The following is a 13453-nucleotide window of genomic DNA, read 5'->3' on the forward strand; positions in this document are numbered from 1 at the left end:
AAAAGGAGGTGCCATGGAAATCAACGGTGCGACCGGCGCGGCTTCGGGGGTCGTCCTAGACGTGGATCAGGTGCGGGCGGTGGCACGGCTGGGGGAGTTGATCGATCGGCGGGGTCGGCCGATCAAGCGGCATCGGGGGATTTACCTGTATGGCAGGCCGGGGCGGGGGAAGACGATGGTGATGGATCGGTTCTTTGCCGAAGTCGCGTCGGATCGTAAGCGCCGCTATCACTTTCATCAGTTCTTTGTGCGGTTGCACGCGGCGGTGCATGCGTCCGGCTCCATCGATAAGGCGGTGGCCGCGCTGCTCGGTGATGCGCGGCTGGTCTGCTTCGACGAATTCCATGTGCACGACATCGGCGACGCGATGCTCATCGCGCGAATGCTCGACGCTTTGTTCGCGCGGCGGGTGACCCTGGTGGTGACGTCGAATTACCCACCCGAAGAACTGCTGCCGAATCCGCTGTTCCACGAGCGGTTTCTGCCGACGATCGCCCGGATCACCGCGAATCTGGACGTTGTCTCGGTCGACGGGCCGCTGGACTATCGCACGCGGGCAGGCCGATCACGCACCCGGCGAACAGGTTTCGCGGCCGGTCGATATCGGATCGATCCCGCGACCCGATCCGATCACGCACAGACCCGCGACGCTGTGAGCCCGGACGCGATCTGGGTGCAGATCGGCACCCGCCGACTACGCGCCCGATCCACCACCGATACCGCACTCACCATCGAATTCGCCTCGCTCTGCGGCACTCCCACCGCCCCCGCCGACTATGTCGAACTGGCCCAGCGCTTTCAACAGTGGACCATCTGCGACGCCCCACCCCTGCGCGAAGTACCACCCGACTGGGCGACGCGTTTCGTCAATGTGGTCGACGTGCTCTACGACGCGGACCGAGAACTCACCGTGCGGGCACGAGTACCGTTGGCGGACTTGGTCGACGGTGTCCGGAATGTCCCCGATATCGCGCGACTCAACAGCCGTCTTTGTGAACTATCCCAATTAGAACCTTCGCCCATCGGATAGTTGTGCAAGGCACGGACGACCTGGGCCGGAGCCGCATCGTGCACGGTTTAAGAGGATGTATTCCGAAGTATTCGATTCCCTCCCGAGCGGACCGTCCGGCATGTAACTATGTGGCTGTTTTGTGCAGTACTCAGATTTGGTGGTAATCAGTGGCTGGGGCGCGAGCGCCGATAATGCGCGTGATCGTGCTGATCACGCTGCTGGCCCTTGCCGCGTTCACCCTGCACGGATACATCCCAGGAGTGACCGAATCCCGCGATAATCGCCCCGCCTCTTCGGCATTGTCGGTGGCGCTGATGCCGGTGCTGCTCACCGTTTCCATGGTGATCCTGCTCGCCGGGGTGATCGCCAGCCAGCACCGCCTGCCGCTGGCCATGCCCGAGCCCGACCGCGACACCGACCGCCAGCAGTGGCGCCTCGGCCGCGTCGGCCTGCTGGTGCTGGCCGCGCTCGCGGCACTGTCTCTTGTCCTCGCGGCCGCCTCCGCGGTGTTCTTCGTCGGCGTCGGACGCGAAAGCGCGCCCCCACCACCGGCATCGGCCCCCACCACCGGTCAACCGCCGGACGAGTTCGCCACCGCGACACCGGACCCCGGCAGCACCCCCGCCGAACTGACCGGCACCGCCTTACTGCTGACCGTCATCGCGGCGATCGCACTGCTCGGCGTGGCGATGACCGGGCTGATCGTGGTCGCGGTGGCCTCCCGACGTAAGCCCGCCCCTGCCCCGCTGCCGCTGGTCCCGGTCGCGCCCACCGCGGTCGACTCACTCGCCAGGGCCGCCGAAATGGGCTTGGCCGCAATGAATGTGCCCGGCCAGGAGCCGCGCGCCGCGATCATCGCCTGCTACGTCGCGATGGAACGCGGACTCGCCTTCGATCGGGCCGCCGCGCCACTGGTTTCGGACACCCCGATGGAGGTGCTGGCCCGCGCCTTCGAGCGCGGCGCGCTGCACGACGCGTCCGCGCGGGAGCTGGTCTCGCTGTTCGAGGAGGCCAGGTTCAGCCCGCACGCGATGCTCGAGTGGCAGCGGATGCGGGCCGAGCAGCTATTGCGAATCGTCCTGGCGGACTTGCAAGGAGAGGCGGCAGCTTGAATCGAACGGCCATCGTCATCAGTGCCGCGATCGTCATCGCGCTGATCGAACTCGTCACCCTCGACCGAGCCCGCGGGGTGCTGCTGATCGTCGCGGCGGTACCCGTGGCGGTGGCCTTCGCCTGGCTCGTCTGGTCGCTGCTCGAGCGTGCGGAGCCGCGCGGCTATCAGGATATCGACGAGATCGAGAACGGTCCGGCCGAGATGCTGCGCCGCTGGCACGCCAGGGCGCAGATGCTCGCCGACCGCGCCGACGGCACCCGCGCCGACTGGGACCGGCACCTGCGCCCGTTGCTGGCCAAGGAGTTCGAGCTGTCCAGCGGGCAGCGGGTCGCGAAGAATCGGCGGGCGACCGAGGCCGCGGGCATCCACCTGTTCGGGCCGGAACTGTGGCGCTGGGTAGACCCGGCCAACTCGGCATTGCGTGATCAGACCACTAGGGCACCGGGACGGGCGGCGCTGGACGAGATCCTGAGCCGCCTGCAGAGAATGTGAAATGGGTTGAGGCAAGTGCGGGTACACACATGACGATGCCGATGGATGTCACAGTCCAGCGCAGCGATGCCGTGCTCAGGGAGCTATCCCGGGTCATCGTTGGCAAGCAGGAAGAGATGCGGTTGATCATGATCGCGGTGCTCGCCGGCGGTCACGTCCTGATCGAGGACCTACCCGGGCTCGGCAAGACATTGATCGCCAGATCGTTCGCCGCGGCGCTCGGCCTGCAATTCACCCGCGTGCAGTTCACGCCCGACCTGCTACCCGCCGACCTGCTCGGGTCGACCATCTACGACATGACCTCCGGCCGCTTCACCTTTCGCCGCGGCCCGGTCTTCACCAATGTGCTGCTCGCCGACGAGATCAACCGGACCCCACCGAAAACCCAAGCCGCGCTGCTGGAGTCGATGGCCGAGGGACAGGTCAGCATCGACGGCGAAACCTTCCAGCTGCCACAGCCTTTCATCGTGCTGGCGACCGACAACCCGATCGAGTACGAGGGCACCTACCCGCTGCCGGAGGCCCAGCTGGACCGGTTCGCGATCCAGCTCCGGCTCGGCTACCTGTCCGAACAGGACGAGAAGCAGATGATCCGGCGCAGGCTGGAGCGTGGCTCGACAACGCCGCAGGTCACCCAGGTGGTGGACGCGAACGGGCTGATGGAGATGCGCCAATCGGTCGAGTACGTCACGGTGCATCCGGACGTGGTGAGCTACGTAGTCGCGCTGGCCTCGGCCACCAGGGCGCACCCGCAGGTGGAGGTCGGCGCGAGTCCGCGTGCCGAGCTGGACCTGGTACAGATGTCGCGAGCCCGCGCGCTGCTGCTCGGCCGCGACTATGTGATTCCCGAAGACGTGAAGGCACTGGCGATTCCGGCCATGGCGCACCGGATCACCCTGCGCCCGGAGATGTGGGTGCGCCGGATCCGCGGCGAGGACGTGATCACCGAACTGCTGCGCCGCCTGCCTGTTCCGCGCGCCACCGTGACATGAGGCATCGCGACGCCAGCACCGCGGTCGAGGCCGAATTGCGGTGGCGCCCGGCACCGTTGGTCTTCATGCTGGCCATCTGCGCCGCGGCGGCGCTGGTGCTCGCGGTCGTGCTCGGGCGCTGGCAGCTGGTCGTCTTCGCCGCGCCGCTGCTCGGTGTGCTGGCCACCGCGCCGTGGCAGCAGTCCTCGACCAGGATCCAGGTCGACGGCGGCGGGACGCTGCGGTGCTTCGAATCCGAAGAGGTCGTGCTGACCGTCGCCGCCTTCGTCGAAAAGGGACATGCGCTGCTGCGGCTCAAGCCGGAAAAGATTGCGGCACTGGGCATCGAGGTCGAGGAGGCGAACGATTCCGGCCCCGCCCCGGCCGGTCTGCGACTCGCGCTGTCGGCGGACCGGTGGGGTCGCTATCCGGTGTCGGTGCGGGTCTCCGCGCTCAGCCCGGCGGGTCTGTCGGTCGCGAACGTCGTGCTGCCCGCGGGGCAGCTGTTCGTCTACCCGATCACCGATCCGCAGCGAATGCGATTGCCGCGCACCGAACTTCCGGAGCGCCTCGGCACCCACCTGACCCGTCGGCACGGACCCGGCGTCGAGTACGCCGACATCCGCGCCTACGCGCCCGGCGACCAGCTGCGCATCGTGAACTGGCCGGTGAGTGCGCGGCGCGGCAGGCTGTACGTCACCGAGCGGCTGACCAACCGTTCTGCGGATGTCGTTGTGCTGGTGGATACCTCGCAGCAGGCACCAGGCCCCGCCACCGATTCCCTGGAACTGTCCGTGCGCGGCGCGGCACAGGTGGTGCAGTCCACCTTGCAGGCCGGAGACCGGACGGCGGTCGTCTGCCTCGGTCAGGGCCCGCGCTGGCTGCGGCCGGATATCGGGCGTCGCCAGTTCTATCGGATCGTCGACACCGTGCTCGACGTCGGCGACGAGTACATCCCGACCACCGGCACCCTCGCGCCGCACTCGGCCGTGCCACTGGGTGCCATCGTGGTCGCCTTCTCCACGCTGCTCGACACCCAGTTCGCGCTCGCGCTGATCGATCTGCGCAAGCGCGGGCATGTTGTCGTGGTGGTAGATGTCTTGCGCGGCACACCATTTCGCGGGCTGCTGGATCCGACGTTGGCCAAGATGTGGCAGCTCGAGCGGGCCTCCATGTATCGCGACATGGGGACCGTCGGCGTCGACATCGTGGCTTGGCCCGCGGACACCCGGCTCGATCAGATCATGCGGGTGCTGCCGGAGCACCGCCGCACCGTGCGGGTGCGCCGATGACCCGATTCCTCGCCGTTCTGTCGGGTGTACTGCTGGTGACGTCGGTGGCGCTGCTGGAACCGTGGGCGGCCGTCCCCGCGCTCGTCCTGGTCTCGCTCGGCTGGTGGTTCCGCCCGGTGGCGGTGGCCGCCGTGCTGTTGGCCATCGGCGTGCTCGCCGTCGCGAACCCCGGCGTACTCGCCGCCGCGGCAATGGGACTCGTCGCCACCACCTATCTGCTCAACGCCGCCACCGTCACCGCCCCACACGGCGTGGTGCCGACCACCGTCCCCTCGGTGACCGGCGCGGTCGGCTTCGCAGCCGTAGGCGTCGGTGCCGCCCTGGTCCCGCTGCGCCTGGCCTGGGCCCCACTCGCCGCCCCGGTCCTGGTGATCCTGTTGTACGCCTTGGTAGTTCACGGCGCAGCCATCCGGCGCGCCCGCAACGACGGCGCACCCCACCCGGTCAGCACCCAACCACAGCCGCACACCCCCTGACCTACCGCACATCGAATCGCATGCGAATCCGTGTGCGGCAGATCAGGAGATGTGCGGGAAACGTCAGCGGAACCGCAGGGTCACGTCGCCGAGGACGGGGGCGTCCTCGCGCTCGACCACCGTTGCGGCGATGGTCAGTTCACCGTCCTGCTGCCAGATGCGGGTGCGGATCGTCTCGCCCGGGTAGAGCACACCCGCGAAGCGGGCACGGAAACCGGTGACCCGGCTGGCATCCGAACCGAGCACTGTGTCGGTAGCCGTCTTGCAGACGATGCCGTACGTGCACAGACCGTGCAGGATGGGCGCGGGAAACCCAGCGGCGCGGGCGAATTCGGGATCCGAGTGCAGCGGATTGCGGTCCCCGCACATTCGATAGAGCAAGGCCTGCTGCGGCAACGTCGGCGTGGTCACATCGAAATCCGGTGCGCGATCGGGCAGTTCGGACTTGGTGCTCGGCCCGCGCTCACCACCGAAACCACCCTCGCCACGGGCGAAGATCGACGAACGCGTGGTCCACAGCGGCTCGCCGTCGGAACCGGTGACGGTCTGCTCCTGCACGACCACCGCCGCGGAACCCTTGTCCCAGAGCTCGGTGATCCGCCCCGTGCTCGTCGCCTTGCCCGCGGCCGGGATCGGGCGATGCACCTCCACCTCCTGATGGCCGTGCACCACCTTCGCCAGGTCGATGTCGATGCCGGGGAAGCTGACTCGCGGCGGCTCGGTCTCGTGCAGCGTCGGCGCGACCGTCGCGAATGTCGGCAGCACCTGCGGTCCGCGGTCGTCGAGATAGCGCAGTTCAGCCGGATCGGTCCACCGCGTGCCCGCGCCGAGGCCGAGCTGATACAGCTGCACCTCGGACGGTGTCCACGCGAACTCACGACGCGGAAGTGCCGCGCCGAGCGCGACTTTCGGATCGATGGGCATCAGGACTCCTTGGCGGACGGCAACGGGCGGGTGGGCTGCGCGGCCCGCTTCTCGACGATGTCGAGCACCGCCAGGTAGCCGAAGGTGAGCGCGGGTCCGATGGTGGCGCCGGGGCCCGCGTAGGTGTGGCCCATCACCGGCGTCGAGCTGTTGCCCGCGGCGTACAGCCCGACGATCGGGCTGCCATCCTCGCGCAACACCCGGCCCGAGGTGTCGGCGACCAGACCGCCCTTGGTGCCCAGGTCGCCGGGCACGATCTTGGCGGCATAGAACGGACCTTGCACCAGCGCGGCCAGGCACGGGTTCGGCTTCACCGTCGGATCGCCGTAGTACCGGTCGTAGTGGCTGTCGCCGCGGCCGAAGTCGGTGTCCTTGCCGGTCTCGGCGAAGGTGTTGAAGCGGGCGACGGTGGCGGCGAGGTCGGCCGACGGGACACCGATCCTGGTGGCCAGCTCCTCGAGCGTGTCCGCCTTGACGATGTTGTCGTTCTCCATCCAGCGCGACGGAAAGCGCTGGCCCGGCTGCAATCCGGCGAAGATGTAGCGGTTGCGGTAGCGCTGATCGAAGACCAGCCAAGCCGGGATGTTGTCGCCCGGTCCCTCGCCCTGCCCGTACTCGCCGCCGTACATGGTGTGCACGGCCTCGACGTAGGGCGCGGACTCGTTGCCGAAGCGCTTGCCCTCGGCGTTGACCATGATGGTGCCCGGCAGATTGCGCTCGGCCAGCGCGAACCACGGCCGCCCGCCCTTGAAGATGGTCGGACCCCACCAGGCGTCCTCCATGAAGCCGACGTCGCCGCCCGCCGCCATGCCCGCGACGATCCCGTCGCCGGTATTGGCGGCCGCGCCGGTGGTCCACTCGGTGGTGATCGGCTGGCGCTGGTACTTGGTGCGCAACTCGGCGCTGTGCTCGAAACCGCCGCTGCCGAGCACCACGCCGTAGCGCGCGGTGAAGGTGACGGGCTGGCCCTCGTGCTCGGCCTCGACGCCGGTGACCGCGCCGTTCTCCACGACGAGCCCGGTCAGCGGAGTGTTCAGCAGTACCGGCACATTCGCGTCGAGCAGCCCCTTGCGCATGGCGGCGATGATCGCCTGGCCCATGCCGACGATGTGCTTGCCGGTGGCCTTGGCCCAGTAGGTGCGCGCACCGACCCGCAGCGCGCGTGCGATGCCCTTCGGGTGCCTGCGGATCAGGTTGAGCCGGACGAAATCGGCCTGCATGACGACGACGTTCAGCGGCGCCTTGGCGTAGGGCGGCTCCAGGTTGGCCAGCTCCGCGCCGAGCACCTTGGCATTGAACGGGGCCGGTTCACACGAACGGCCCTGGCCGAGCCCGCCGGGCGCCTCGGGGTAGTAGTCGGAGTAGCCCGGCACCCACTTCATCTTCAGCGGGGTGTGGTCGAGCACGAAGTCGAACGCCTCCGGACCCCGGTCGATGTAGGTGTCGATCCGCTCCTTGGGCACCACGTCGCCGATGATGCTGTGCAGGTAGGTGCGGGCTGCCTCGCGGTCGTCAGGTCGGCCGGACGCGCGCAGCGCCTTGTTGCCGGGGATCCAGACGCCACCGCCGGAGCGTGCGGTGGACCCGCCGTAGTGCGCGGCCTTCTCGATGAGCACCACGCTGAGCCCGTGGTGGGCGGCGGTGAGGGCGGCGGTCATGCCCGCAGCGCCGCTGCCGACGACCACCACATCGTATTCCCGATCAATCATGTAGAACACGTTATAGAATGATGCCGCCGTTGGTCTATGTTGTGAGGCAGAAGACTTACTCGGCTTTCCGTTTGCTGAGAAACTCGTTTCAGTTTCAGACCGGAGTGAACTACATGGGGTTCGATTGGGACCTGGTTGCCGACGTGGTCGTCGTCGGTTTCGGCGCGGCCGGTGCCGCCGCCGCGCTGGAGGCCGCGGCCGACGGCGCGCAGGTGCTCGCGCTGGAGCGGTTCGCCGGGGGCGGGGCGTCGGCGTTGTCCGGCGGCATCATCTACGCGGGCGGCGGGACGTCGGTGCAGCAGGAGGCCGGTGTCGCGGATACGCCGGAGGCGATGCTCGCGTATCTGGAGCGTGAGGTCGGCGACGCGGTGTCGCCCGAGACGCTGCGCCGTTTCGTGGACGGCAGCCCGGCGATGATCGAGTGGCTGAAGGGCCATGGCGTTCCGTTCGAGGCGTCGCTGTGCCCGTACAAGACGTCGTATCCGAACGACAGCTACTACCTGTACTACTCGGGCAGTGAGATCTCCGGCGCGTTCCGGGACATCCCGGCGGCGCAGCGTGGGCATCGGGTCAAGGGCAAGGGTACCTCCGGCAAGCAGCTGACGGGGCCGCTCACCGCCGCCGCGTCCCGGCTCGGGGTCCGGGTCGAAACCCTCACGCAGGCAACCCAACTGATCGTCGACGACGCGGGCACCGTGATCGGGGTCGAGTGCCGGACGTTGCGTGACGCACCGGGTCGTGTCCGCGATCGGTACACGCGGATGGCGAAGGTCGCGGCCAAGCCCGGCATCTACTATCCGCCGCTGCGTGCCGCGCTGGAGAAGCGACTCGACCGATTGGATCGCCAGTACGGCAAGACAGTTCGGGTACTTGCTCGCCGTGGCGTGGTGCTCAGTGCGGGCGGTTTCATCGCCAATCGCGCGATGCTGCGCGAATACGCGCCGGACTATCGCGGCGGGCTCGCGCTCGGCACCACCGGTGACGACGGCAGCGGCATCCTGCTCGCCCAGCGGGTCGGCGCGGCCACCGATCGGATGGGCAACGTCTCCGCGTGGCGGTTCCTGTTGCCGCCCAGCGCCTTTACCGGTGCGGTGCTGGTCGATGCCGCGGGCCGCCGGGTCATCGACGAGACCAGATACGGCGCGGCGGTGGGCCACGCGCTCATCACCGAACACGACGGCAAGGGCTGGCTGCTCGCCGACGACGAGCTGATGCGGACCGCGATCGACCAGATCGGTAAGCAGGGCGCCTGGTTCCAGCGCGGTCAGTTCGAGGCGATGCGGCGCACCGCGATTCGCGGCGCAACCCTCGAAGCGATCGCGGCCAAGGCCGGGATTGACGTGGCCGGGCTGCGGGCGACGGTGGACGCGCACAATGCCGCGATCGAAGACGGCACGCCGGATCCCGTCGGCAAGCCCGCGGAGTTCACCAAACCGCTTCGCACCGGGCCGTTCTGGTTGTTGGATGTGGGCATCAAACCGAGCCTGGCCAATCCGTGTCCGATGCTCACCCTCGGCGGCGTCGTCGTGCACGAGCACACCGGCGCGGTGAAATCGACTGCCGGAAACAATATTCCGGGGCTCTTCGCGGCAGGCAGGACCGCCATCGGCATCTGCTCGGAGTCCTATGTCAGCGGGCTGTCGCTGTCCGACTGCATCTTCTCCGGCCGCCGGGCCGGTCGGTCCGCCGCCGGTGAACAAGCGCTGTCCGATGAACTCGATCCAGCAACAGTGGAAGGAAACTAGCGTGCTGTCCGACGCGGTACGAACCGAATTGGCCGATGAGCTCGAGCTCGCCGAACGGGATCGGGTGGCGATCGATCCACTGGTCGCCCGGTATCCGGACATCGACGTGGTCGATGCCTACGAGATCCAGCTGATCAATATCCGGCGCAGGCTCGACACCGGCGCCAGGATCGTCGGGCACAAGGTCGGCCTGTCGTCCAAGGCTATGCAGCAGATGATGGGTGTGGATGAACCCGACTACGGTCATCTGCTCGCGGAAATGGAAGTCTACGAAGATGTTCCGGTCGAGGCCGGAAACTATCTGTTCCCCCGCGTCGAGGTGGAGGTCGGCTTCGTGCTCGGCGCCGACCTGCCCGGCGCGGACTGCACCGAGGCCGACGTGCTCGCCGCGACAGTCGCTTTCGCGCCCGCCATCGAGCTGATCGACTCGCGGATCAAGGACTGGAAGATCGGCCTGACCGACACCATCTCCGACAACGCTTCTTCAGCGGGTTATGTGCTCGGCCCGGAACGGGTGGCGCCCAAGGATATCGACGTCAGGGCGATCGACGCGGTGCTCACCCGCAACGACGAGGTGGTGGCCGAGGGGCGTAGCGACGCCGTGCTCGGCGACCCGGTGATCGCGGTGGCCTGGCTGGCTCGCAAGGTCGCGAGTTTCGGGGTGCGGTTGAAGGCGGGCGACATCGTGCTGCCCGGCTCGTGCACCCGCGCCATCGACGCCCGGCCGGGCGACAAGTTCCATGCCGAGTTCGCTGGACTCGGCTCTGTCCGTTTGCAATTCATCTAGGAGGCTTGTGGTGTCCGTCAACGGGACCGTCACCGCCGCGATCGTCGGGTCCGGCAACATCAGTACCGATCTGCTCTACAAACTGCTGCGGTCAGAGGCGATCGAGCCGCGGTGGATGATCGGGATCGATCCCGACAGTGAGGGTTTGAAGCGGGCCCGCAGGTTGGGGTTGGCGACCTCGGCCGAGGGGGTGGACTGGCTGCTGGGCCAATCCGAGCTGCCCGACCTGATTTTCGAGGCCACCTCGGCATACGTGCATCGCGCGGCCGCGCCGAGGTACGCCGAAGCCGGTATCCGGGCGGTGGATCTCACCCCGGCCGCCGTCGGTCCCGCCGTGGTGCCGCCGGTGAACCTCGGCGCGAATCTGGATGCGCCGAACGTCAACATGATCACCTGCGGTGGGCAGGCCACCATCCCGATCGTCGCCGCCGTATCCCGCGTGGTGCCGGTCGTTTACGCGGAGATCGTCGCCTCGGTGTCGTCGGTTTCGGCAGGCCCGGGTACCCGCGCCAACATCGATGAGTTCACCAAGACCACCAGCCGCGGCGTCGAAACCATCGGTGGCGCACAGCGTGGCAAGGCGATCATCATCCTGAATCCGGCCGAGCCGCCGATGATCATGCGCGACACCATCTTCTGCGCCATCCCCGAGGACGCTGACACCGACGCGATCACCGACTCCATCCATCGGATGGTCGCCGACATCCAGAAGTACGTGCCCGGCTACCGCCTGCTCAACGACCCGCAGTTCGACCCGCCGTCGGTGATCTCCGGTGGCATGGCGAAGGTTTCGGTGTTCGTCGAGGTCGAAGGCGCGGGCGACTTCCTGCCGCCGTACGCGGGCAACCTCGACATCATGACCGCCGCCGCGACGCAGGTCGGCGAGGTCATCGCCGGTCAGATCGTCTCGGCCCGGGTGTAAAGGAGCGAAAACATGGCTTACTCAGCAGAACTCGACATCCGCGTCACCGACACCTCGCTGCGCGACGGATCGCACCACAAGCGTCACCAGTTCACCGCCACCGAGGTCCGCGATATCGTCGCCGCCCTCGACGGCGCCAAGGTTCCGGTCATCGAGGTCACCCATGGCGACGGACTCGGCGGTTCCTCGTTCAACTACGGGTTCTCCAAAACCCCTGAGCAGGAACTGATCAAGATCGCCGCCGAGACGGCGACCCAGGCCAAGATCGCGGTCCTGATGCTGCCCGGTGTCGGCGTCAAGGAGGACATCAAGATCTCCCAGGACAACGGCGCCTCGATCTGCCGCATCGCCACCCACTGCACCGAGGCCGACGTCTCCATCCAGCACTTCGGCCTGGCCCGCGAGCTCGGCCTGGAAACCGTCGGCTTCCTGATGATGTCGCACTCCCAGCCGCCCGAGGTGCTGGCCAAGCAGGCCCGCATCATGGCCGACGCGGGCTGCCAGTGCGTCTACGTCGTCGACTCCGCAGGTGCTCTCGTGCTCGATCAGGTCACCGACCGCGTCGCCGCCCTGGTCGCCGAACTCGGCAGCGACGCCCAGGTCGGCTTCCACGGCCACGAGAACCTCGACCTCGCCGTCGCCAACTCCATCTACGCCATCCGCGCCGGCGCCACCCAAATCGACGGCAGCGCACGTCGTTTCGGTGCGGGCGCGGGCAACACCCCCGTCGAGGCCCTCGTCGGTGTCTGCGACAAGCTCGACATCAAGACCGGCATCGACTTCTACGCCATCGCCGACGCCGCCGAAGACGTAGTCCGCCCCGCCATGCCCCAGGAATGCCTCCTGGACCGCTCCTCCCTGATGATGGGCTACGCAGGCGTCTACTCCAGCTTCCTCAAGCACGCCGAACGCCAAGCCGAACGCTACGGCGTCTCCGCCGCCGAAATGCTCGTCCGCGCAGGCAAACGCAAACTCGTCGGCGGCCAAGAGGACCAACTCATCGATATCGCCCTGGAACTCCAGCGCGAGAAGGAAACAGTCCCCGCCACCTGACCGATCAGCTGATGTCGCGGCACCCCACCGCGACATCAGCGGTCCCCGGGCTGAATTCGCTAGTCCTGCCACCTGAGTAGTTCGTCGACGGTTGCGCCGCGGCGCACCACTGCCGCAGCGTATTCCAGCGCGGCCAGGACGTCCGCAGTCTCCAGCTCGGGGTAGTCCACGATGATTTCATCGGTGGTCATCCCCGATGCCAGCAGGCCCAGGATTAACTCCACGGGGTAGCGCAGGCCACGCACGACGGGTTTGCCGTGACAGAGGGCGGGGTCGATGGTGATCCGGCCGAGCAGGGACATCGGCCCACTGTATGTAGGTACCGGATCTATCGCCCGGTGTTTTACAACCAGGTGTCGAGGGTGGTTGTGGTGAGGAAGTGTTCGAGGTCGGCTCGCCAGGGGGCGGGGGTGGTCTTGTCGGGTTCGATGGCGGTGTATTGGCCTCGGTAGAACAGGAGGGGGCGGCCGGAGGCTGTTGATTCCGTCAGGGCTTGGACTCGGCCGACGACGATGTAGTGGTCGCCGCCGTCTACCACGCTGTCGACTGTGCATTCGATGGTGGCGAGTGCGTCGTCGAGGACGGGGAGGGTGAGAGCTGAGGTGTGCCAGGGGGCGCCGGCGAACTTGTCGGGTTCGCGGGAACCGAAGCGGGCGCACAGGTCTCGTTGTTCTTCGGCCAGGACGTTGACGCAGAAGCGGCCGGATTGTTCGATGGCCGCCCAGGAGCGGGACGTCTTGGTGGGGCAGAACAGGATCAGGGGTGGGTCGAGGGAGAGGGCGGCGAAGGACTGGCAGGCGAAACCGATCGGCGCTTCGGCATCGTCGAAGGTGGTGATGACGGTGATGCCGGTGCAGAACTGGCCGAGCACATTGCGGAAGGCCCGTGCGTCGATCTCGGGTTGGGTCATGGTTTCGCTCGCGCTGTGCTCACCCACCCCGCCGGCTTCGCCGTCT

Annotated in this window: 14 protein-coding genes; 10 read left to right on the forward strand and 4 right to left on the reverse strand. The window is 67.7% G+C overall.

Annotation, left to right across the window (positions count from 1 at the left end):
* Positions 1–13 precede the first annotated feature (13 nt).
* The 6 genes from zapE to ACQPW1_RS03765 all read left to right on the forward strand — a co-directional run bounded on the left by zapE (position 14) and on the right by ACQPW1_RS03765 (position 5357).
* A complete protein-coding gene (gene zapE / locus ACQPW1_RS03740; protein ID WP_433661381.1) occupies positions 14–1030 on the forward strand; it encodes a cell division protein ZapE in 1017 nt (338 codons plus the stop codon).
* Positions 1031–1203: 173 nt separating this feature from the next.
* Positions 1204–2124 carry a DUF4129 domain-containing protein gene (locus ACQPW1_RS03745; protein WP_433665128.1) on the forward strand — a complete coding sequence of 307 codons (921 nt, stop codon included), beginning with the start codon at positions 1204–1206 and terminating at the stop codon, positions 2122–2124.
* Positions 2121–2618: a hypothetical protein gene (locus tag ACQPW1_RS03750; RefSeq protein WP_433661382.1), complete on the forward strand. Its 498-nt coding sequence runs from the start codon at positions 2121–2123 to the stop codon at positions 2616–2618. The genes ACQPW1_RS03745 and ACQPW1_RS03750 overlap by 4 nt, the downstream gene beginning before the upstream one ends.
* Positions 2619–2647: 29 nt before the next feature.
* A complete protein-coding gene (locus tag ACQPW1_RS03755; protein ID WP_433661383.1) occupies positions 2648–3610 on the forward strand; it encodes an AAA family ATPase in 963 nt (320 codons plus the stop codon).
* Positions 3607–4881 carry a DUF58 domain-containing protein gene (locus ACQPW1_RS03760; RefSeq protein ID WP_433661384.1) on the forward strand — a complete coding sequence of 425 codons (1275 nt, stop codon included), beginning with the start codon at positions 3607–3609 and terminating at the stop codon, positions 4879–4881. Before ACQPW1_RS03755 ends, ACQPW1_RS03760 begins: the two co-directional genes overlap by 4 nt.
* Entirely contained in the window at positions 4878–5357 is a 480-nt protein-coding gene (locus tag ACQPW1_RS03765) for a hypothetical protein (RefSeq protein WP_433661385.1), read from the forward strand. Before ACQPW1_RS03760 ends, ACQPW1_RS03765 begins: the two co-directional genes overlap by 4 nt.
* Before the next feature lie 63 nt (positions 5358–5420).
* Here the strand turns inward: ACQPW1_RS03765 and ACQPW1_RS03770 are convergent, their stop codons facing one another.
* Together ACQPW1_RS03770 and kstD are read right to left on the reverse strand one after the other, a co-directional pair.
* Positions 5421–6281, reverse strand: a complete 861-nt coding sequence (locus ACQPW1_RS03770) for a MaoC/PaaZ C-terminal domain-containing protein (protein ID WP_433661386.1) — start codon at positions 6279–6281, stop codon at positions 5421–5423.
* Positions 6281–7999, reverse strand: a complete 1719-nt coding sequence (gene kstD, locus ACQPW1_RS03775; protein WP_433661387.1) for a 3-oxosteroid 1-dehydrogenase — start codon at positions 7997–7999, stop codon at positions 6281–6283. The genes ACQPW1_RS03770 and kstD overlap by 1 nt, the downstream gene beginning before the upstream one ends.
* 104 nt (positions 8000–8103) lie before the next feature.
* Here kstD and ACQPW1_RS03780 point away from each other — a divergent pair, with 104 nt between their 5' ends.
* Genes ACQPW1_RS03780 through dmpG form a run of 4 tightly spaced genes read left to right on the forward strand, consistent with a single transcriptional unit; the run spans position 8104 to position 12497 of the window.
* Positions 8104–9735, forward strand: a complete 1632-nt coding sequence (locus ACQPW1_RS03780; protein WP_433661388.1) for an FAD-binding protein — start codon at positions 8104–8106, stop codon at positions 9733–9735.
* A 1-nt stretch (position 9736) separates the two neighbouring features.
* Positions 9737–10522 (forward strand): 2-keto-4-pentenoate hydratase, encoded by a 786-nt coding sequence (locus ACQPW1_RS03785; protein ID WP_433661389.1) that lies wholly within the window; start codon positions 9737–9739, stop codon positions 10520–10522.
* A gap of 10 nt (positions 10523–10532) precedes the next feature.
* Entirely contained in the window at positions 10533–11444 is a 912-nt protein-coding gene (locus ACQPW1_RS03790; RefSeq protein WP_433661390.1) for an acetaldehyde dehydrogenase (acetylating), read from the forward strand.
* Between the two features lie 12 nt (positions 11445–11456).
* Positions 11457–12497 carry a 4-hydroxy-2-oxovalerate aldolase gene (gene dmpG / locus ACQPW1_RS03795; RefSeq protein WP_433661391.1) on the forward strand — a complete coding sequence of 347 codons (1041 nt, stop codon included), beginning with the start codon at positions 11457–11459 and terminating at the stop codon, positions 12495–12497.
* A 59-nt stretch (positions 12498–12556) separates the two neighbouring features.
* Here the strand turns inward: dmpG and ACQPW1_RS03800 are convergent, their stop codons facing one another.
* Positions 12557–12799 (reverse strand): DUF433 domain-containing protein, encoded by a 243-nt coding sequence (locus ACQPW1_RS03800; protein ID WP_433661392.1) that lies wholly within the window; start codon positions 12797–12799, stop codon positions 12557–12559.
* A gap of 41 nt (positions 12800–12840) precedes the next feature.
* Positions 12841–13407: a 3-hydroxy-9,10-secoandrosta-1,3,5(10)-triene-9,17-dione monooxygenase reductase subunit gene (hsaB, locus tag ACQPW1_RS03805; protein WP_433665129.1), complete on the reverse strand. Its 567-nt coding sequence runs from the start codon at positions 13405–13407 to the stop codon at positions 12841–12843.
* Positions 13408–13453: the final 46 nt, after the last annotated feature.

This window comes from Nocardia sp. CA-128927 (assembly GCF_050955855.1).
Taxonomy (GTDB): domain Bacteria; phylum Actinomycetota; class Actinomycetes; order Mycobacteriales; family Mycobacteriaceae; genus Nocardia.